The organism is Flavihumibacter rivuli (genome assembly GCF_018595685.2).
GTDB lineage: Bacteria > Bacteroidota > Bacteroidia > Chitinophagales > Chitinophagaceae > Flavihumibacter > Flavihumibacter rivuli.
This window is the reverse complement of record NZ_CP092334.1, coordinates 1372956-1394672: the sequence shown is the minus strand read 5'-3', so window position 1 is coordinate 1394672 and position 21717 is coordinate 1372956. Positions and strand designations below refer to the sequence as shown.

Genomic DNA, 21717 nt, shown 5'->3' with positions numbered 1-21717 from the left:
ATCGCTCATCGTGGGGCAATATATTAGTATTCTTTCGTTAGGCTGGCAATGACTTTACGATGATTTGATCATCATCAACAAGACAAAAAGGGATGCGATAGCTTGCTGATCGGCGGCTTGAACATCTTTTCGTATCCATACATAGAAGGGGTTGGAGAGATCGCCCGCAGTTCCAGACTTCAATGCAGCGAGATGGGTTCCTTTACTATCGTTAATGAATATTCCTTTCTGGTATTGAAAAGAATATTTTTCAACCTCCTTGCCAATTTGTTGCATTATGGGTTCAGCAAAAAGGGAATCACTTCCGGTTATTATATAGGCAGTGGTCAGTCTTTTTGAGTCATTAAAATAGCCTTGTGGAACATCTTTTCTGCTGAAACTATCTTCGATGAGGAAACGCCACGAAATGGAGTCAGTTCCAATCGCAATAATGCCAGATGCTGTTTTCTTATAACCGAGGGTAAGGTTTTTCCCTTCATCGTCCTTGCTCATCATTTCCCCGAAAAATGTTAGCTGCTTATCATGGGATACACTGTATAGGGAAAACAAAAGTTCCGTGGTGTCACTTTCTGCAGCAACCATCATTCGGTATGCTTTCTTTGTTTCTGTTGCCTCATATTTACTGAAATCCCAATCCCAGCTTTCACTCGAAATGATCGCCCCTCTATATGAGCCTTCTTTGGTTCTCTTGCGAAATACGGGGGAATCAGTCTTTTCCACATCGAGAGTAACGTAAGGCCCGAAGGATGGTTTTCCCAAGCCAAATCCTTTGTGCATTTTTACTTTCCATTTTTCACTGTTGGCTTCCAGCGTGGAGTCTAAGGGAGGTGTTTTACTCTTTTGGGCCGAAATTACCAGGCCGATAAAAATAAATGAAGTAGAAAGTAATACTGCGGTAAGGTGTCTTGTTCTCATAACCCAATAATTTAACCTGGTACTTGATATTGGATTTGAGTAATCCTTTCAGTTATTATTTCGTGATGACAGGTTACGGAATTAGATAGGTTATTTATGCAAAAGCCTGTTTATTGCCTAACCTTATGGCCATTTATTCAATATAAAGTTAGCTACTTAAGCTGATGGACTAAAAGTATTTTTACAAAAATCATTCCTGGTATTTTGTCTGGAATGCTGTGCTCATTTGATCCTAAAGGGAATGCCAGGGATGTTATTGGAGCTGATAAATGCATTGTAAGCCAATGGGTAATATTACCTGTCATTCCTGATGGTCAGTACACCATTATCCGAAATAGCCGTGCCCCATTTTTCAGCTAGCGCTTTCATGTTTTGTATGCTCCATTGTCTGGCTTCTTTTTGGGCGAGGTTTACCTGGTATTGGGTGATCAATACCGGAATGAGTTCCAAGCTGGTTGGTCCATACTTGTCCACCATTACCCGGTAGAAAAAGGAATGGTCGTTCCGGAAGAAAGGATCTACGCGGTAATCATCCACGAAATCACCGGTATCATAGAGGATCAGTTTTTCCTGATAGACTTCCACTCCTTGAAAGTTGTGGGCACTATGCCCATGGATGATAGCCGCGCCTGCATCTGCCATTTGGTGGGCAAAGTCTACAAAAGTTGCTGATGGTTCCGTATTCATGTTCGGTCCCCAATGAATACTGACGATCACAATATCTACTTCTTGATTTAATTGGCTGATCGCTATGGTCGCATTTTTGCGGTCTCCTTCATCATCAATATCAATATAGTTCACCCCGCAGCGGTCCGGACCTGCTTTCCAGGAAGGTTCATTATCGGTAAAGCCTAGTAAGCCGATGGTTAGTCCTTTGCTTTGGATGACCACTGGCCTTGCTGCTTCTTCTGCATTCCTTCCTGCACCTGCATGCTTTATGCCGGCTTTGTCAAGGGTGGCAATGGTTTCCAGCAAACCTTCCTCATGGTAATCGAGGATATGGTTGTTGGCCAGGTTGGCAATGGTGATGTTCGCAGCAGTAAGGGTATTGACCTTATCGGGTGTTGCTTTGAAGTTGAAGGTCTTTAAGGCTTGGTGGTTGCTATTCGTCAGGGTGTTTTCGAGGTTGATGATATTGATGTCCGTTTTTTTTAAAAAGGGCAGCGTATTGCCCCACGCATAGAGGACACCGTTCTCATTTAGTGCTTCATCCACCCCGCGGCCGATCATGACATCACCGGTGAAGCCAATGCATATGGTCGTTTCTACTGCCATTAAGGTTTGTGGTTGGCAACATGGAACTTATGCTGCCCTTTCTTACTAATTTACTTGGGTCTGTTCAACCTTTGGCAGAGTTGGGTCACCATTTGGACTGATTGTGATCAACCATCCACAGGTGCTGGTTTATTGGATATTGGGAATACTGAATAAGATCCCGCTGAACAATAAGTAGGCGATCAATAAGGTCCAGATGATATTGAATACCTGTGCAAGACTGAAAGCAATGGCAGGGCGGCCATCCTGTACCTTGACCAGTTCAGAGAATTTAGCCTCCATGCCAATGGATACAAAGGCCAATGCAAACCATAGGGTCCGTATGCCATTCAGTAGGCCACTGACTTGTTTAGTAGTGCCAGCAGGAATGATGAAGGAGAAAAGGAGGGAGGCCAGGATGAATCCGACTACAAATTTGGGAAAGCGCTCCAGGATGGTCTTCCAGGCCGGGATAGTGCTATCATTGGCGGGCTGCCCATTCTTATTTCGCAATACCCACCAGGAGGTGATCAGGAATCCTGCTACTCCGATCAATACATTTTGGGAGAACTTGATGATGACACCTACTTTAACGGCCTGGGGACCCACTAATTCAGAAGCCGCTGTAACGGAAGCGGTGGTATCCAGTGTTCCTCCCAACCACGCGCCACCCACTATTTCAGGGATCTGGAAATAGCGGATGATCCAGGGCTGTAATAACAACATGGGTATTGCTAATAATAGTACCAGGGTAGTTACATAGGAAAGTTTTTTCTTATCGCCCTGAATGGCACCGGCCGCAACGATGGCCGCTGATACCCCGCAAATCGATACTGCCGACGCGATCATGATACCGAACTCATCATCCACCTTATACTTCCTGCATAGCCAGAGGGCAACAAACCAGACAACGGAAACGACCAATACTGCCTGCAAGATCCCTGGTAAACCTGCTTTGATGATATCGCTGAACAACACACTGGTGCCCAGGATGATCAGCCCGGTTTTAATGTACAACTCCGATCGAATGGCCTGCCTGAACCAATCCGGGATTCGAAAGAGGTTATTGAGGATGATACCAATGAACAAGGCGAACAATACATATTCCAGGCCCAACTGGTTCATGAGCGCATTGCCTGCAGCGATAAGCGAAAGAATGGCCAGTAAGTAAAGCAACAAGATGGCGGATAGCGCAACGAAGATGTTTTTTCCCTGCTGGACAATGGCGAATGCTGATAAGGCCATCAATGCCAATCCGGCGATGGCTATGCCTTTCAGGTTGCCGGGACTAAGGACCTTATCCAACAGTTCTTGCTGGTCCTTCCATTTGAAGGTGGGGAATTTGATCCCTGTAGTATCGAACAGTGTTGCTGCAATTACTACAATGGTAATAATGATGGTGGCCAACAGTACGGCCCATTGGTCTTCCTGCAGGGTGATTTTTCTACTCATGGATGGGAGTGATCATTCATTCAGATGAAAAAGGGCTGGTACATGCATTCCATGACCAGCCCCCTAAAATACAACGCTATGCCAAAACAAAACTTATAAGGAATACCTCAAGGTGATACCATAGGTCTTGGGGTCGCCCAACACACCGGCATAATGCCCGGCATTACCTGCTGCGGGCAGGAGTTGTTCATAATAATCCTTGTCCAGGATATTCCTTCCCCAGAAGAATACCGAAAACCCTTCTTTTGAACGATACCCGATCCTGGCATTCAGCAAGGCATAACCGGCAACGTTCAGGAATTTGGAAGGCGTGGGGCTGGAAGAGAAACCAGAACGGGCAAATCCATCCACTGCAAAAAAGTAACGACCGGGCTGGCCAAAGGCTTTCTTCAGGGCTGACTGGATCTCACCACCATAGGAACCGGCCCATTTGGAGATGCCGGGCAGAACGCCGGAAGAGGCATCCTTAAAGGATTGTGCCCTTCCTGTTTCTTCCAGTGGCAATGGGGCATTGGGGAAGGAAACATATTTTCCATCGGTATAGGCCACACTACCGTAGAAGTATAAACGCTCATTCACCCTGATGTTACCATCCAGTTCAACGCCCCATACCCTTACCTTATCTGCATTGGCCAGGTAACCCCTGTTTACGCCAACTTCGGGAGATTGCACCTGGGTCTGGTAGTCCTTGATATCGGTTTGGTGGGCAACGAAATTCAGCGTGGAGTTCTTGGTTGGATTGGTTTTGATGCCGACTTCATAATGGGTCACAAATTCCGGTTTGATCACCGCAAGTTCTGTCATGGGATTGCCACCGGAGGTTGGTAAGCCACCAAGGTTGATGCCGACAGGTTTATAGCTCATTGAATAAGTGGCAAAGGCATTGATCTTACCGGAGGCTTTGTAAGCTACCGTAATCTGGCCGGAGAAATTGCTGGAGTCTACTTGGGCAGCGAAGGCCTGGTCGGTATAAACAGAACGTTTCAAGGCCAGCAAGGCCGGATCATTGGTTTCCAATCCACCATAGGTCTTTCTTTCAAAGTCCACCTCCTTCTTGTCGTAATTGTAACGGAGACCGGGAAGAAGGTGAAGTTTTTCGGTTATGGCCCAATCCAATTGGCCAAAAATGGCGGCGCCAAATGTTTGCAATCGGGAATTGGTCCGGATGCCATAGCCATCAAAGAGCCCGGGTGTTTTCCAAAGATCGCTCCTCGTGCTTTGGGAGAAGCGCCATTGGGCATTACCGGATTCTTCAACATGGAAGGGATCGGTCTTAAGGTCCTGGCCGATCAGGAAGACCCCGATCACCCCGCTGAGCCGGGAAGAGAAATCACCGGCATAACGCAACTCCTGTGTCCATTGCTGGTGCTTGGAAGTGGCCTGGGACAATTGCAATACAGACAGGCCGGTAAAATCGCGGTCATTGGAGGGATCCCAGTTCCAGTAGCGCCAGGCTGTGGTGGAGGTTAGGGTTCCGTTGCCAATCTTGGCATCCACATTTACGGATGCGCCTCCCAGCTGGTTACCTGAGCGCCAGGGGGTGTTATGGTCGATGATTCGGTCAAAAGCATTGCGGGTGGGCAATTGGTAACCAAGGTCTGCAATGATGGAGTCGAACTGGCGGTAGCCAGGCCTTTCCGTTTTCACGACCCCGGCGATCACCTGTGCATAGCCATCGGGTTTTTGATCGGTGATATCACCGATGAAAGTGATCTTGAGGTTTTCTGTTGGGGCATAGAGCAGTTGACCGCGTACACCTATATTGTTGAGGTCATTCACAGGCTTCTGGGTGGCGATATTGTAAAGCAGGCCATTCCTTTGGGTACCGGAAAAGGACAACCTTCCGGCTAGTTTCTTGGCGATCTTGCCGGTAACCGAAGCCTTGGCCTGGACAAATCCATAATTACCGTAGCTGACCTCGAAAGTGGCGCCAGACTTGAATTTGGGGGCCCTTGAAGTAATGTTGAAAGCACCGGCGGTAGTGTTCTTGCCAAAAAGGGTTCCTTGGGGGCCACGGAGGATCTCCACCTGGTCAACGTCAATGAAATCCAGTGCAGTTGCAGCGGCGCGGGCATAATACACACCGTCAACATAAAAGCCTACACCGGGATCAATACCATCATTGGTCAGGCCAAAGGTGGAACCGAGGCCGCGGATGTTCAACGTGGTATTCCTGGGGTTGGATGAATACAATTGCACAGTTGGTACCATTTCTTTCAGGCGGTTGACATTGAATGCACCTGCATCTTCTACCTGTGCGCCACCCACTACAGAGATGGGGATGGGTACTGACTGGGCAGTTTCGAGACGGCGCCTGGAGGTGATCACTACTTCCGACAGTTGGTTATTGTCGAGCAGGATAATGGTCAGGATGGAGTCCTTCAGTGCGCTGATCTCCACTTCGCTGGCTGCATAGCCTGCCGAGGTGATCTGCAGGGAATAGGGCAGGGTGGAAGGGGTTTTGATCGTGAATTTTCCATTGAGATCGGCAATGGCATGGGTTCCGGTTTCTTTTACTTTGATGGTGGCGCCATCGACCGGAGAACCTTTCTCGTCCTTGATGGAGCCGGTGATGGATTGAGCCGCCAGGTCGAGCAGCAAAAAACTGAAGAAAGTACTGAGTAGAATGATCTTTTTCATTGGTGAATAGGCATAATGGTCCTGTACGTGCCCGGTTGGGGTCGTTCAGGGAATCATGAAAATTTGTTTGCTTATGGATGAATATGGTTAGCCCTCACAACATCGGGCGAGAATGGCCTGGGGAAGAAGGCAATACTTTTTAGTGGTCATGGTCTGATTGATTTGGTGCACAGCTATTATTTTCCGTTGGTTTTTTATGGATCCGGGATCCTCCTTATATGGCTATGCAAGTAGGCATTCAATAGGATTTGGCGAAGAAAAAGTCTATAAACCTATTAGAAAAATAGACTAATTGAGTGCAAGATAGTAATTCCTACAAAACCTACAAGTTTTGTAGACTAAATTTTTATTAAAGGCCTGGTTTGCGTTAATTTCAAGGGCCTTCCTGCCTTTGGGTTCCTGTATGGAGAAGATCAGTTGGTTTAATCTTCCTACTGGAATAGTTAGCCCAATATTATTGGGAAGGGGGTGCTGGTTTGGGTTTTCTTTTGAAGAGTTTGTTTTTTCCCTTGTTGGCCCCGCAACCGCCCAGGCAGGCGAAGGGAGGGGTAAATAACATTATCCCGAATTCAAAACCCGCGCCGTTGGTACCGTTGAATTCCTGGCCGTAGGTAAGGGCAAAAACGGCAAACTGGCTGGGTTCCCAGCGCAACCCAATCTTGTATTCCGGTATACTCTTGGTTTCGCCGACGGTACCAAACACTTCCCCAACTATGGAAGTTTCGGGGTTGAGTGGATACCACGCAATACGGGTGGAATAAGTAAATGAAAAAGCTGTTTTTTCCTCATCCCCGTAATCCTTTGTCATGCTTGCTCCCGGCATGATATCCCAGGATACCTTATTCTTGAAAAGCGGTAGGGTAACGGGCATGTTCATCCAATAGGTCTTGAACGCATCATTACCCCCATTATCCCCTTTCAGAACACCAGGAAAGAGGCCCGTTCCTGCTTTTATGGCTGCCCCTCCCGTCCTGTCTTTGTTCTCATAGAACATGAATTTGCCAAAAAAGGATAAGGAATAGCCATCGTCCGTTTTGGGATCATTATCATTATTATACATATAGGCTGCCATGGTGAATTCCCATTTGGGGAAAAGGGAATAGGTATTCATGAGCATGGAACTTCGCTGGCCGAATGTGGGGATGATGGTTATGGTACCGTGAGGCTTGGATAGCCAACTGTCTGAATTGTATTGCTGGGCATGTATGGCAAGAAAAGGGAATTGCCAAAGGACTGCCAGCATAAATATCTTTCGAATATTCATAGCAAAGGATAAGGCCAATAATCAATGAAGTTACTTTGTACAAAAGGGTGGGGCAAGGTTGAACCGTTAAATCAAGAATTTTCGACTGCATGCTAAATGACCTTCTTTTCGCAGCATTGTATTAGGGGATATTCGCAGGAGCAGGCTTTTTCTTTCGCATCAGAAAATACCTTGTCCCCAGTTCCAGGTCCCATTGGTACCTGCCGGGAAAGTTCCCGAACAAGCCCACTCCGCCTGCCAACCAAATATTGAATCTTGGTGTAGGGGCATAACCGGTCCTGGTTTCCAGGTTCAGGGAAACGTCATCACCAATATAGTCGATGAACATTTCAGGGGCCAGGATGGACCAAATCCTGCGGGACCACATGTGAATGGCAAATGGTTGAAGTTTGGTATAATTGAAGTCATTCCGTGATTCATCACCACCCATGGAGAAACCTTGTTGGGCAATAATGCCAAGGATCAGGTGGTGCTGTGGAACAAGCCTGCTGAAAGTGAGCATTGGGATCAGGATATTCTTGCCAGTTCCTATTGAAGGAGAGGCCGCTGTATTCAGGCTGATCTCAACCGAAGCAGTGAGGGCAGTAAGTTTGGATTCAACAATCTTGTAACCCAGTAACCGGAAAGAAATATCGCCCAGTCCAAATTGGCTATAACCCGCTGGGGATTTACGTGAGTTATAGGTGAAGGGGATATCTACCCTGGTGGTAAATCTTTTCCCGATCTTCACAATCATGCGCAGGGTAGATTGATTAAGGGAAAAATCTTTATCAAAATGCTGGGTTTCATTGATGACCTCCACACGTGTCAGGAATTGGGATGGGTCCTCTGCAGCCATGGCATTTTTGGCAGGTTCAAGGGAATCACCAGATGTTTGTGCGCCGCTCTGAATCGCCAGGAAGGATATAATTAATATCAGGTATAATCTGATCAATGAATTGGTTCAGTGTTAGTAAGGGTTTCCAATGTTTCCTGTAACCTGGCTAAAGATATATATGAATCATTCCCTTCCACATGATTATGGTCAGGTAGATACCTGTTTAATGATAACGGAATGGGGCAAATCCTTTACTCCCGCAATTGCGGATCACAAATAGGGCGCCGGCATGCGGTTGTTGCTCGATTTGTTCAGCTGATAATCCCTTGCGGGCTGAGGTAATGTAAAGGTCAGATAGTCCCTGTCCCCCGAAGCAGCAGGAAGTTATTTTGGCAGCAGGCAGGGAGAAGCTTTGCAGTTGCCTGCCGGAAAAGGGATCCCAGCGACTTACCTTCCAACCAGCCCAGTGTGCGATCCATAGCTTGCCTTCGCTGTCTATGGTCATCCCATCCGGATATCCTTCCTTTTCCGGGATCCGGATGACCACCCTTGGCCGGCTGATATCCCCGGTAGCGGGATCATAGTCGTAGGCCATGACCACAGAGGTAAGTGTATCTATATAATAGAACAAATTCCTCTCAACATCCCACGCCAGTCCATTGGAAATACTCACCTTATTGATCATACGATGAACGCTATGATCGTGGTCGATCCTGTACAGGCTTCCTGCCCCTTTTTCTTCTTTCAGCGACATGCTGCCCACCCAGAAGCGACCGGAAGGGTCCGGTTTGCCGTCATTATAACGATTACCAATAAGCGTAGATTCGGGATGTGCGACCGGTTGGATTCTTCCGTTCTTCCTGTCCATCAGCACTATGCCATTACTGAGTGCTGCAATGAAGTTACCGTCCCTGGTCAGTCCGACCGTGCCTACCATATCATGGCTATCGTAGCTTTGATGTGTTTGGGTTGGTTCATGGTATTCATGAATGTGCCCGTTGAGGATATCCACCCAAATAATGCTTTGCCGCTGGTCGTCCCAAACGGGTCCCTCGCCTAAGAGACAGGTGTGATCGTAAACAATTTCATATGGCGCTGGCATAATGAGAAGGATTGTTAAAAAAGGGCACTACCCCCAGGCAAGGGGGTAGCGTGTTGAAATCAAAATATAAAAAGCATAATATTCAAATGACCCATGGTTTCAACTTCCAGATCAAACAGCCTGTAGGCTGATTTCTGCGCGGAAGGTTTTCCCATAGTTTAAGCCTAGGATTTAAATTTTGTCCACTTGCATTGCTTGCCGCTGGCAATAACTGTTTCAATGAACTGCATACCACGGATACCATCATCGATGGTGGGGAAATCGAGGTCCAGTGCGGTAGGTTCTTCGCCATTCATGCGCTTACGTACGGTCCTTGCGAAATTGCGGTAAATGTTGGCGAAGGCTTCCAGGTAACCTTCGGGATGGCCAAAGGGGATACGGGTATTCGCATTGGCTTCATCGGACAACTTACCAACATTGGGTTGGTAGATCTTATGCCCATCAATGCTCTTATGGTGCAAATATTGAGGGGTTTCCTGGCGCCAATGTAAACTTCCCAGTTCCCCGTAAACGCGGATATTGAGTCCATTCAGGTCGCCATTGCAGATCTGGCTGCAATGCAGGATGCCCTTGGCGCCATTATCGAAATGCAGCAGGATATTGGCATCATCGTCCAATACCCTTCCTTCCACTACTGAACTCAGATCGGCGCAAAGTTCCGTAATCCTCAAACCGGTCACAAATTCAGCCAGGTTTTCCGCATGGGTGCCGAGGTCACCAACGGCGCCTGCTACTCCCGATTTGCTTGGATCAACGCGCCACTCTGCCTGTTTGGAGCCCTGCTTTTCAATGGGGAAGGAGAGCCATCCCTGTGGGTATTCTACCACCACTTTGCGGATCTTTCCCAACGCGCCATTACGGATCAGTTGCCTGGCTTCCTTCACCATCGGATAGCCGGTGTAGTTATGCGTCAATGCAAAAGTGAGGCCAGTTTTCTGGATGATGTCTTTCAGTTTTTTGGCTTCCTGCAAGGTAAAAGTAACAGGCTTATCGCAGATCACATGGTAGCCATTTTCCAATGCCAGCTTTGCGGGTTCGAAATGCATATGGTTGGGGGTAACGATCGATACCACATCCATTCTATCCTTACGTTTCTTTTCTTTTTTGATCATCTCCTTAAAGTCGGCATAACACCTATCAGGGTCCAGCATCAGGTCCTGACCGGATGCGATCGATTTTTCGGGGGAAGAACTAAAGGCCCCACAGACCAATTCTATTTCCCCGTCCATTGCTGCTGCGATCCGGTGTACGCCACCAATGAATGCGCCCCTGCCGCCGCCAACCATGCCCATTCTTATTTTTCTTGCCATAACAGTGTGTTTTGTTGTGATGTATGCTTATGTTTTTCTTTTTGACAATGGAATCAAATTCTATGGGTTGGGACTGATACTGGTCCAGCCACCGTCCACCACCAGGCTCTGGCCGGTGATATGCCTGGCTTTTTCTGATACAAGGAATAAGGCAGCATTGGCTATATCGGTAACGGTGGCTGGCCTGCCCATCGGGGTCAGCTTTGACCAGGTGACTGCATAATCCTTGTCTTCCATTGTCCGTTCCGTCATGGTTGCCCCTGGAGCTATGGTATTTACGGTTATGCGGTACCGTGAGAGCTCTATCACCAGGTTTCTTGCCAGCATTTCGAGTGCCGCTTTGCTCATGCCATAGGCTGCCAGGTTCTTATGGGCCTGGTGTCCTGTAACGGAGGAGGTGAAGAGGAGGGAGCCCCCACCGGCTTGCTGCTTCATTTGGTTGGCTGCTGCTTGTGCCAGGAAAAATGTTCCTGCCAGGTTTACGTTCATTACCCGGTCGAAAGCCTCGCGGGTATAAGTAAAGAAATCCCCATAAAGGGTGATACCTGCATTGCCGATGGCAATATCAAGCTGACCATAGCTACTAACGGCAAAGTTTACCATTCGGTCAATCAAGGCCTGGTCACTGGAATCACCGGCCATCGCCATACAGGTCCCGCCTTCCCCGGTGATCAAATCCGCGGCTTGGTTGCATAGGGTTTCATCCAGGTCGTTGAGAATGACCCTTGCACCCTGCCGGGCCAATTGCCTACAGATCTCCAGGCCGATACCCTGTCCCGCCCCGGTAACGATAGCTACTTTTTTATCGAAGTCCATGGTTGCTTCCTGTTAACAAGTTAATGAGAATCTTTATTGACAGCTGAACCCGAGCCGCCTTTCAGGAAATCCAGGTCGGCGCCAAGGTGGGCCTGTTCAACATGATGCTGGTAAAGACTGGTATAACCGCGGTCACTCACGGTGATGGATGGTTGCCATTCAGCCTTGCGACGCTTGAGTTCTTCCTCGCTTACCAATAGTTGCAGGGAACGGCTAGCCACATCCAATTCAATTGTATCGCCGGTCCTGACAACAGCGAAATTGCCTCCCAGTGCGGCTTCCGGTGAGGCATGCAGGATTACTGTGCCAAACCCGGTACCGCTCATCCGGCCATCGGAGATCCTGACCATGTCTGTAATGCCTTTGGCCAGGAGTTTAGCCGGTAAGCCCATGTTCCCAACCTCCGGCATTCCTGGATATCCTTTAGGGCCAACATTCTTCAGGACGAGCACCGAGTTTTCATCTACCCCCAGGTCGGGGTCATCGATCCTTGCTTTATAGTCATCAATGTTTTCAAAGACCACGGCTTTTCCTTTATGGTAAAGCAGGTGTTCACTGGCCGCCGATGGTTTGATCACGGCTCCGTGTTCACAAAGGTTTCCGTTCAGCACGGCCACACCACTGCTGGCTTTGAAGGGATGGCTTAAGGTGGCGATCACGTCGCGGTCAAAGCATTCGGCGTTGGCATTATTTGCTCCTAATGTTTTTCCGTTGGCTGTAATGCAGTCGGCATGTAACCTGCCTTCCAGTTCCTTCATTACTGCCGGAAGCCCACCTGCATAATAAAGGTCTTCCATAAAGTATTGTCCTGATGGTTGCAGGTTAGCAATGAGTGGGATATCCCTGGAGAAACGGTCGAAGTCCTGCAGTTCCAATGGCACCCCGATCCTTCCGGCGATGGCCAGCAAGTGAATGATGAAATTGGTAGAGCCACCGATAGCTGCATTGACCATGATGGCATTCTCAAAAGATTTTCGTGTAAGGATCTCCGATAGTTTCAGGTCTTCTTTTACCATTTCCACTATCCGCCTTCCGGATAATTGTGCGAGTACCTTTCGCCTGGAGTCAGCGGCTGGTATGGCGGCATTGCCGGGTAAGGAGAGTCCCAATGATTCTACCATGGCAGCCATGGTGGAGGCCGTACCCATTACGGCGCAATGTCCCTTGCTGCGGCACATGCCTGCTTCTGCCAGTTCCAGTTCAGCCTGGCTCATGGAGCCGGAACGAACGGCTTCACTGAAGCGCCAGATATCACTGGTGCCGATATCCCTGCCCCTGAACTTGCCCGTTAGCATGGCACCGCCCGATACCACAATGGTGGGGATATTGACGCTGCAGGCACCCATGACCAGGGAAGGGGTGGTCTTATCGCAGCCGCAGAGCAACACCACACCATCGAGTGGATTGGCGCGGATGGATTCTTCCACATCCATGCTAACGAGGTTTCGGTAAAGCATGGCAGTGGGTTTGATCAGGGTTTCGCCAAGCGACATTACGGGGAATTCAACAGGGAATCCGCCGGCTTCATAGATGCCATGCTTTACAGATTCAGCCAATTCGCGGAAATGGGCATTGCAAGGGGTGAGTTCCGACCAGGTATTACAGATGCCGATAACGGGCCTGCCGTCGAAAGCGTCGGGGGGTATTCCCTGGTTCTTCATCCAGGCACGGTAAATAAATCCATCCTTACCTGTCTTGCCGAACCAGTTGCGGCTGCGTAGGGGTTTGTCCTGCATATATGGCGATGATTAGGGCAATCGATTGGAAGATAAATATAAGAAGATGAGAAGATGTGGAAATGAGAAGATGTGGAGATGTGGGTACCCGCCTGCGCTAAAGCTCCGGCGGGCGAGGTGTGGAGACGTGAAGACCTGCCTACACCAACACTCCGCCAAACATTGATTAGGAAGATGATGGCATTCGCCAACGCGAATATTGTTGAATCCCATCGGGGTTCCTGAAGGGGCAACCGTTTACCCATATCTTCACCTCAGCAGGGTCTCCCGCAGGGGACCCTGATGAATAGTAGGATGGAGTTCCAGCGGGGTCCTCTACGACCGCGCCCGTTGAGGTGTTATAGTTTCATATCAGCAAGCACGTTGATAAAGGTTGACTTTAGGAGCTGTTGGTGATAACACACAACAGCGGCGCAGAATATAATTGTATTGTTACAATCAACGGCGCAGATCACTTATACCCGCCCCCGTTGTGTCTTATGGCCAACTGGTAGTTGGAAGATGAGCTTAGCTGTTGGATGCATACATATTTCGCCTTTTACACATCGGGGTCCCCTTCGGGAGAACCCGATTGGGTTAAAATAGATGTGGGTGCGTCAAAAAAATATTACTCCGCTGTAGTGGGGTCAATTATGGCAGCCACCTCATTTACTGCATTGGCTGGGAAGCCTCCCTTCTGAGCATGCTCCAGCACTTGCTCCTTGTTCTCGGCAATGTACACACAGTAGATCTTGTCGCCGGTAACATAACTCTGAACCCATTGGATCTGAGGGCCCATACCGGACAACACACCGCAAGAGGTTTGGGAGATGGCCTTCAGTTGTTCGGCGCTTAGTTTGCCTGCCCCGGGGACTTCCCTTTCGATGACATATTTCGGCATATTTTGTAATTTTATTATATATGGAAATTAACCCTTTTACCGGCACAGTTTGTAATCCTGAGGGAATTAATTTTTTCGGATGGCGTCGGGCCGGAAGGCACACCACCAGGTCCTGTTGTTTGTTGAAACCAATCCTTGTACACCTGAAATGATCTATAAACACTATCAACCAACAGCCCGCACTGCAGCTTTTGTGCAACGCTATGAACTCAGGCATTTCCGGTTCAATGGCCTTTCCAATCTTCCATTCAAGCCTTTTCCAGCCAGTCCCTTTCCCTATCTGCATTTTTATCCCCGGGGCTTTGAAACCATGAAAGACCCATCCAATGACAGTTCATTGGTGAAAAAGGATACAGCCATTTCAGCCCTTTTTTCGCATAGATATGATCGTTATGTTTCAGAGGAATTCATGCTCATAACGGTTATTTTGAATCCTGGTATCCTGCATTGCCTGGGTGGCATGGGCATGAGGGAAATGGTTGACCAGCACCTTAATGCCGATGAGGTTTTTGGTAACTGCTTTCGAACTATCAATGAAAAGTTGCAGTCGGTTGAAGATTATCCGACCCTAATCGCAATGGTAGATGATTTTCTCCACTGTTTTATGAACGAAAGGTTGGTGGGAGCAAAATTGCCCATGGCCCAACTGATCGGTAGGATGGTAGCCGATCCCTCCGGTACAGGAATTGAGCAAATTGCTTCAGATGCCTGTTTGTCCTATCGCCAGTTTGAAAGGCGGTTCATTGAATATACCGGTTTGTGCCCAAGGTCATACCAGCGGATAGCGAGATTCCATTACGCCTATACGCTGAAACAACAGCAACCGGAATGGGATTGGTTAAGGATTGCCATTGATGCAGGTTACACTGATTACCAGCACCTGGCTAAGGATTTTATCGCTTTCGCCGGTACCACCCCTCCAAGGTATTTCAAGGAGGATGATAATGCTCCCGGCAGGTTATTGGGATTGAGGAAACGATGAAAAGAATGTCGTTTTCGTACCAATAGGGGAATGAGCGTTTGGGGAATTTTACATGAAGGTTAACCCCATTGTAGAACACCTCAAACTAATCTTATGCAAGTTAAGATGCATTATGGGAAAGGGCCGAAGAAGTGCCAGTTCCCATTCAATAATTTATTCATGGTCTCTTTTTTGGTCATCGGATTTATGATTATGGGTACTGCCTGCCAAAAGCCTGCAGAGCCACTGGTAACGCCTGAAGAAGTGCAGGCCATTGCCCAAAAGGACAATAATGGCTGGCACTCCCCTGATGTAGTGATGGCCTGGAATAATGCCATTCAAACAGCCTATACCTATCCTGTTGGTGTTGGATTTCCACCGCCTATCATTTCAAGGTTCTTTGCCATGTACCATGTTGCCATGCATGATGCACTCAACAATATCAAGCCAAAGTATGCTACCTATGCCTACCACCAACGCGATAAGGACGCCGATCCGGATGCGGCGGTAGCGCAGGCCGTACATGATGTTCTCAAACAGATCGGTCCACAGGGAGCAGGATTCCAGCCTTTTACCAACCTGCTCTCGGGTACCCTGGCCGCCATCCCTGATGGTGATGCCAAAACAAGGGGGATCGCCCTGGGTAAAGCAGTTGCCGCTGCATTGCTGGCCAAGCGTAGTGCAGATGCCCCTTTTCTTAACCTAAACTATCCCACAGCCCCGCCCAATGGAGATGAACCAGGCGAGTACCGCTACCTTCCCCCTTTCAATACTTTTGCTTTAGCCGGGTTTCACCTGCAACAGACCTGGGTCATTCCTTCCGGTGATTATTTCAGGCCCGGACCGCCTTATGCCATCAATAGCGATGAGTACACCAATGATTACAATGAAGTGAAGGATTATGGGTCACTGAACAGTACTGCCCGTAGTCCGGAACAATCCGAGATCGGTGTTTTCTGGGCAGAGAATTCTTCCAGGGGTTGGAATTCGATCACCAGGGATATTATCCTTAAACGCCCTGGAAAAAGCATGGATGCCTGGAAAACTGCGAGGTTGTTGGCGCTGGTGCATATGGCCATCGCCGATGGATACATTAATGTATTTGATACCAAGATCCACTACAATTACTGGCGTCCTATTTCCGCCATTCGCCTGGGGGAAAGTGATGGTAATCCCAATACTTCAGGTGATCCAAATTGGACACCGGTATTACTGACTCCGGCAGTAGGCGAATATTCATCGGCCCATGCCCTTACAGGTGCTGCGGCCGGCAGGGTGCTGATGCGTTTTTTTGGAACGGATCGTTTGCCTTTTACCACCAATAGTGGCTATTGGCCAACCCCGAGGTCATATTCCAGTATGGCAACCGCTATCAGGGATAATTCCCTTTCAAGGATATATATTGGGTATCACTTCCGAAAGGCTGTTGATGAAGGGCAAAAGACCGGTTACCAATTGGGGGATTATGTTTATGAACATGGATTGGCAGAACAATAATGCCCCTGGCCTTTGACCTGAACATACAACCGTGGCTGGATACAGGAGCTTTCATTGAGGTGTTCCTGTTATCTGGCCGCGGTTCCTGGAGCCCGGTCAATAATGGTTGCCTTGTTGTTCTATTGATTCTCTTCCGTGGACCTTGACTTTTTTACCTGAAAATTGAAATGTTTGTATTTCCCCTCCCTATCCAACAGGTAGATCTCTTCCAGCCACCATCTGTTATCTACCCTTATATAATGATATTCATAAGTATCGCCATTGCCGGGTTGCTTTGGGTTGGTAGCCATAGTGGTCACCACTGCTGTATTAGATTTAAGGCTGGTGGACTTGATCTTTTCAAATGAAGGGGAGTGTAGGGGATCGCTGCCATAGGAGGCACCGGAATAGGTCCTTCCCGGAAGGCAATAATGCATCACCAGTTGGTGATAGGTTTCTTCTATCATGTCAAACTGATGGCAATCCTCTTTCTCGGTCATCCGAATGGCGTCTGCATTCCATTTGGCATAGTCATCCAGGAAACGAAGGGTGATCTCTTCAGGAGTGGCGGTATTAGGGATTGGGGCAAGGTTGAGCTGTGCGAAGCTGAAAAACGGGAAGCAGGTGAGTAAAAGGAAAGAAAGAATGGCGTTCATCGTTTCAGGGAATTTCTGTTCATTCTCCAGAAAATTACAATAAATAGCACAACAAACACACCGATGGTAAGCGGCCAGATATTGGTACTGCTGGTGCCGCCTTCATTATCCCAAATGACACCCATTTGAAGGACTGCCAGGACCGCATGGACTGCACCAATGAAAAAACGTCCGAGGATGCCGCCCAATGAAAAGGAGCAGTCCGGGCATTTGACGAATCCATACAGGAAACCACTGACGGGAAGGCACAGGATACAGGAAAGGATCAGTGGCAGCAGTAGTTTTTGCATATTGACTGTTTTTACGATCTGACAACCCTTGAGTAGTGGATGGTGGATCATTGAAATTGAAGCGACCGGATTAATTGGGAAAGTAGTGATTCCTCATATTCCGATGAATAAAATTATGACTTTGGTTTGGAATCAACCAGTGGTAAAAACTCATGGCTAAATATCGCCCTTTTGCCAGTTCAGTACTATGGTTGCCTTCAGTGCTATTTGATTAATTATTTGTTTTTTCTCACTTTAAATAGACATTGCCTTGCAACCAGGAAGAGCCCCGACATGTAATCGTTTTATAGAGCGGCTGCTCAATATTTCAACTGCCTGATTTTCCGATCTAATTAGACCCAAATTGTCGAATTCGTACCAGCCACGAATCCTTTTCCCCGCGATATTTGTATCAGTCCCTGCGATGACTAAGGGAATCTTACCCTGCCTTTTTTAAATCTTCACCTCAAACCTTGTTTTATGAGAAAGCATCCTGTTTGGCTATGCCTTATAGCCTCTTTAATTGTGGTTGGATCAATGTCTTGCAATGACGATGATCCTGTTGTTGATAATGATGGAGACATCACTGGCTATCCCTCCACTCTTGCGACAAAATGGTTTGACCTTGGGGCAGACTTGTCCAGGGTCACTCCTGGTTTCGGGCCGGGTATGGTGGCCCGCACCATGGGTTATTCAGGTTTGGCGCTTTTTGAGTCCATTGCCCCGGCTGAAGTGGTATTGGGAAGGGTCTTTTCCAGGCTTTCCGGCCAATCGGTTGAACCCGATCCGGGCAAGCGGTATTATTGGCCTGCTGCAGCCAATGCGGCGTTGGCGCATAGCTTCCGGCGGTATTTTGCGGCCGCCAGCGATGCCAATAGGGCAAGGATCGACAGTCTGGAGAATGCCCAGTTAAACGAATTGAGATCGGGTGACGATACAGTTGGAATTGGTAATGCCATTGATTTTGGTGTGCGGGTGGCCGAGGCCATATTTGAATGGAGTAAATCCGATAAGGTATTGGACACCTGGCCGCCATTTTCAGCGCCTCCTGGTCCGGGCAAGTGGGTTCCAACACCTCCTGCATTCGCGCCAGCAGTTGTACCCTATTGGGGGGAAAGCAGGTCTTTTGTTCCCGGTATTGCAGATATGTTAGACAAGGATTTTTCAATCCCTTATGATGAAAAGCCGGGTTCCGTATTTTATGCCATGGTGGATTCTGTTTACCAGCAATCAAAAAAACTTACCTTACGCGATACGCTTTTGATAAGGACCTGGGCTGACCTGCCTATCAATTACAATGGCCCTGCCCATATGACCAAGGTATTGACCTCCCTGATCAGGAAGGAGAACAAGGATTTGCCAACCGCTGCTGTTTTATATGCCCGGCATGGGATGGCCATGTTCGATGCAACAGTGCTGGTGTTCAGGATGAAATACAAGTACAATCTCGTCAGGCCTATTACCTATATCCGCAACGTAATGGGTCATACCAACTGGAATACTGTTGTCGTTACACCTCCACATCCTGAGTATCCATCAGCCCATTCGCTGATCAGCGGTGCAGTCGTTCCTATTCTCGAGAATGATTTTGGAACCAGTTATGCATTTACTGATCAGACCCATAATGAGCTCTATGGTTCATTTGAATATAAGTCTATCGATGAATATGGAAGGTCTTCGGGTTATAGCAGGTTCATAGCCGGCATACATTACCTTTCCTCTGTGCATACGGGTTATGACCTGGGTAAGAAAGTGGGTGCTGAGGTATTGAAATTGCCGTTCTGATCAGGAAAGGTAATGGCAGTATGAAGCGGAATTGTTTGTTCTGTGGGGGTTCATTGGGAGGGTAAGGTTGTGGCGCTGCCAATGGTGATTTGTGGTAACGCAAAGGATATCCCCCGACTAAATGATTGGGTTTCCTTTGCGTTACCTTCCTGCTGGACGTTTTGCATTCCACCTCTTCCTATCTCGTCCGCCATGGCTTCAGCGAAGGCAGGCCATTTTCTTTAACCATTCAGATGGGCTGTTCCCGGTTCATTGGGTTTAAGGGCAGACCTGGCTAATATTTTAGGCAATGCTATTGTAGCGGTATTACTGGTCTTTCATCAGGATGATCAATACCGAGCCAATGATCATAATGATGGAACCCAGCAGCTTTTTGCGGATATCTTTTTCCTGGAATATCTTATGTCCAAGCCAAACGCTGACGATGGCAGAGAGCTGGAAGAGTGACAATACATAGCCAACCGGCATATGGTCGAATGCATAGTTGGTGGTGTATTGCATGAGGCCGATGCAGAGCACCAGAAAGAAGAATTGTCGGTAATCATTTGCGCCCAATCGCCTGATCGAAGCTTTCAGGTTTATCCTGTTGGACAAAAGGAAAACCAGTGAGAAAAGGCCACCAAAACAACACCAGCTTACCATGGCCATATTGGTATCGGAAGCCTGGATCACTTTCTTCACGAACACGGCTTCTACTGCCGTGAGCACCATCGCCCCGATCCGGTATTGGATGGCAGGTTGTTTGAGCAGGGACCAGCTGAACCTTTCCTCGGTGGTGTCCAGCACGAAATAGCTGCCATAAATGATCAGGGCTATGCCTGCCAGTCCCCAGGTATTGGGGAATTCACCGAGCAGGAGGATGCCCGTGATGATCCCTACTACTGACTTATAGGCATTAATTGGTCCCAATACTGATAGGTCGCCCTTTTGCAGTGCCTTGACCAGGAAACCGTTCCCCAGTCCGCCTACAAGGCCTCCCAATATTGCATACAGCCAGAAGTCGAAAGGTAGTTCCCTTTTTTCCGTCAACAGCAACCATAACAGGCAAGGGATGGAAAGAAAAAAATACGTAAGGAAGTTCACCACCAGGGGATGGTTGCGTTCAACCGTGAGTTGTTTCTGGATCACATTAGCCAGCGGATTCACCAGGATCCGAAGGCTGATGGCCAGGAAAAGTCCGATGGCGTCAGGCATCTAGTAATCTCCTGTGGTAATTGATCTGTCCCAGGTGGTAAGCAAGGTGGGTGGCGAGGTGTACCAATACATATCCCTTACTGGTCTTGCTTTCCCAGATGATGATAGGATAATCTTCCTGAAGGTCTTCTTCCTTCATTCCGGCAAGGGTATTGTCCACCACATCCTTTGTTTGAATGATCATATCCAGCAGCTGGCTGCGGGGAACATGCTTGTTGGAGAATTCCAACTCACGGTTACGAACATAGGAAGAGCTCCCCAGGTGAACACCAATATAGGTATTGAGGTTGCCAACGAGATGCAGGCATAGGTTACCGCCAGAGTTGGCGATCTGTTTATCTGTCACCCAGAGGGAAGGTTCATGGGTATAGGATTCCATTTCTTTATAGAGCCTGTTCAGGTCCCTTTCAAATAATTGCCTTAATATGGGAAGAAGCATAGTCTTAAATTAAGGGCGGAAAGTTACTGGAATAGTTTTGGAAGGGGCTAACCTTGAATAGGGTATTTCCCCTTTGGTACTAATGTAATATAAGCGGCCATTGATCAGGATGAAGATCAATGGTCGCGGGTATTATATAGATGCAGCGGGTGTTCTATGGACTGCATCCATTGGGTTCTTCGCTGTCAATTACAATAACTCTTTAGGAATGATCTTCTCGAGTAAGGGCTTTTGCCTTTCTTCGATCACCAGGAACTTCCAGTTCTTCGTGTCCTTTGAATTGGCGATCACCTTCTTGAATACCTTGACCGCGTAACTATCTTTTTGGGTGTTATAGCTCACATTTTCTTCTCCAAATTGGCCCTGGAGTAAGCCCAGCATCATGGTACTGTCTTTTGGGGCAATTTCCCCTGACTTGTATTTCATTTCCATGATATTGGTGTATTCAAACTTAACATAGTCGATTCCTTTGATGGTCTGTTTATCGTTGATGGCCAGGAAGGAGGGGGGCTGGAAATCAAATGCTACTTCCTTGTTGTTGAAGGCCTGTTCCATTACGTTGATCAGTTGGGCTTTAGGGAGAATGGTGAACATATCAGGGTTGATGTACTCTACCGCCTGTGGGAACTCTTTTTTTGAAAGGTGTTCGGTATACCTGAGGAACTGGCGCTTCAGGTCTTCTTTATAATCCTGGCTGGAAGCGGTTAATAGGGAAAAGGAGAAGAGAAGGCATAGGATCAATTTACGCATG

19 protein-coding genes are annotated in these 21717 nt (G+C 47.9%); 3 read left to right on the top strand and 16 right to left on the bottom strand.

All coding sequences use genetic code 11. The features are described from left to right. Positions 1–54 precede the first annotated feature (54 nt). The 11 genes from KJS94_RS06175 to KJS94_RS06125 all read right to left on the bottom strand — a co-directional run bounded on the left by KJS94_RS06175 (position 55) and on the right by KJS94_RS06125 (position 14186). Positions 55–915: a hypothetical protein gene (locus KJS94_RS06175; protein WP_214446439.1), complete on the bottom strand. Its 861-nt coding sequence runs from the start codon at positions 913–915 to the stop codon at positions 55–57. Between the two features lie 294 nt (positions 916–1209). Then, complete coding sequence (locus KJS94_RS06170; protein ID WP_214446438.1) at positions 1210–2190, bottom strand: CapA family protein; 981 nt, start codon at positions 2188–2190, stop codon at positions 1210–1212. A 129-nt stretch (positions 2191–2319) separates the two neighbouring features. Further along, positions 2320–3621, bottom strand: a complete 1302-nt coding sequence (locus tag KJS94_RS06165; protein WP_214446437.1) for a YeiH family protein — start codon at positions 3619–3621, stop codon at positions 2320–2322. 93 nt (positions 3622–3714) lie between these two features. Beyond that, entirely contained in the window at positions 3715–6261 is a 2547-nt protein-coding gene (locus tag KJS94_RS06160; RefSeq protein WP_214446436.1) for a TonB-dependent receptor, read from the bottom strand. A 454-nt stretch (positions 6262–6715) separates the two neighbouring features. Next, on the bottom strand, positions 6716–7525 hold the full coding sequence (locus KJS94_RS06155) for a hypothetical protein (RefSeq protein ID WP_214446435.1): 810 nt from the start codon (positions 7523–7525) through the stop codon (positions 6716–6718). Positions 7526–7646: 121 nt separating this feature from the next. Continuing rightward, positions 7647–8363, bottom strand: a complete 717-nt coding sequence (locus KJS94_RS06150; RefSeq protein WP_214446434.1) for a hypothetical protein — start codon at positions 8361–8363, stop codon at positions 7647–7649. Positions 8364–8565: 202 nt separating this feature from the next. Further along, the gene (locus KJS94_RS06145) at positions 8566–9444 is read right to left on the bottom strand and encodes an SMP-30/gluconolactonase/LRE family protein (protein WP_214446433.1); all 879 of its coding nucleotides are present in this window, start codon (positions 9442–9444) and stop codon (positions 8566–8568) included. A gap of 164 nt (positions 9445–9608) precedes the next feature. Next, a complete protein-coding gene (locus tag KJS94_RS06140; RefSeq protein ID WP_214446432.1) occupies positions 9609–10754 on the bottom strand; it encodes a Gfo/Idh/MocA family protein in 1146 nt (381 codons plus the stop codon). 60 nt (positions 10755–10814) lie between these two features. Next, positions 10815–11570 carry an SDR family NAD(P)-dependent oxidoreductase gene (locus KJS94_RS06135; RefSeq protein ID WP_214446431.1) on the bottom strand — a complete coding sequence of 252 codons (756 nt, stop codon included), beginning with the start codon at positions 11568–11570 and terminating at the stop codon, positions 10815–10817. 20 nt (positions 11571–11590) lie between these two features. After that, positions 11591–13306 carry an IlvD/Edd family dehydratase gene (locus tag KJS94_RS06130; RefSeq protein WP_214446430.1) on the bottom strand — a complete coding sequence of 572 codons (1716 nt, stop codon included), beginning with the start codon at positions 13304–13306 and terminating at the stop codon, positions 11591–11593. A gap of 607 nt (positions 13307–13913) precedes the next feature. Beyond that, positions 13914–14186 (bottom strand): DUF4242 domain-containing protein, encoded by a 273-nt coding sequence (locus KJS94_RS06125; RefSeq protein ID WP_214446429.1) that lies wholly within the window; start codon positions 14184–14186, stop codon positions 13914–13916. A 79-nt stretch (positions 14187–14265) separates the two neighbouring features. On the opposite strand from KJS94_RS06125, the gene KJS94_RS06120 reads away from it, so the two are divergent. Then, positions 14266–15168, top strand: coding sequence for a helix-turn-helix domain-containing protein (locus tag KJS94_RS06120; protein ID WP_214446428.1), 903 nt, complete (start codon positions 14266–14268; stop codon positions 15166–15168). 93 nt (positions 15169–15261) lie between these two features. Beyond that, on the top strand, positions 15262–16644 hold the full coding sequence (locus KJS94_RS06115) for a vanadium-dependent haloperoxidase (protein WP_214446427.1): 1383 nt from the start codon (positions 15262–15264) through the stop codon (positions 16642–16644). Between the two features lie 119 nt (positions 16645–16763). Here the strand turns inward: KJS94_RS06115 and KJS94_RS06110 are convergent, their stop codons facing one another. Continuing rightward, complete coding sequence (locus KJS94_RS06110) at positions 16764–17279, bottom strand: hypothetical protein (protein WP_214446426.1); 516 nt, start codon at positions 17277–17279, stop codon at positions 16764–16766. After that, entirely contained in the window at positions 17276–17569 is a 294-nt protein-coding gene (locus KJS94_RS06105) for a hypothetical protein (RefSeq protein ID WP_214446425.1), read from the bottom strand. Before KJS94_RS06105 ends, KJS94_RS06110 begins: the two co-directional genes overlap by 4 nt. Before the next feature lie 459 nt (positions 17570–18028). Here KJS94_RS06105 and KJS94_RS06100 point away from each other — a divergent pair, with 459 nt between their 5' ends. Further along, a complete protein-coding gene (locus KJS94_RS06100) occupies positions 18029–19333 on the top strand; it encodes a vanadium-dependent haloperoxidase (protein ID WP_214446424.1) in 1305 nt (434 codons plus the stop codon). Positions 19334–19639: 306 nt separating this feature from the next. Here KJS94_RS06100 and KJS94_RS06095 read toward each other — a convergent pair whose 3' ends face one another. The 3 genes from KJS94_RS06095 to KJS94_RS06085 all read right to left on the bottom strand — a co-directional run bounded on the left by KJS94_RS06095 (position 19640) and on the right by KJS94_RS06085 (position 21716). Next, complete coding sequence (locus KJS94_RS06095; RefSeq protein WP_214446423.1) at positions 19640–20527, bottom strand: DMT family transporter; 888 nt, start codon at positions 20525–20527, stop codon at positions 19640–19642. Next, positions 20520–20966, bottom strand: coding sequence for a DUF1572 family protein (locus KJS94_RS06090; protein WP_214446422.1), 447 nt, complete (start codon positions 20964–20966; stop codon positions 20520–20522). Before KJS94_RS06090 ends, KJS94_RS06095 begins: the two co-directional genes overlap by 8 nt. A gap of 189 nt (positions 20967–21155) precedes the next feature. Next, positions 21156–21716 (bottom strand): hypothetical protein, encoded by a 561-nt coding sequence (locus KJS94_RS06085; RefSeq protein WP_214446421.1) that lies wholly within the window; start codon positions 21714–21716, stop codon positions 21156–21158. Between the last annotated feature and the right edge of the window lies 1 nt (position 21717).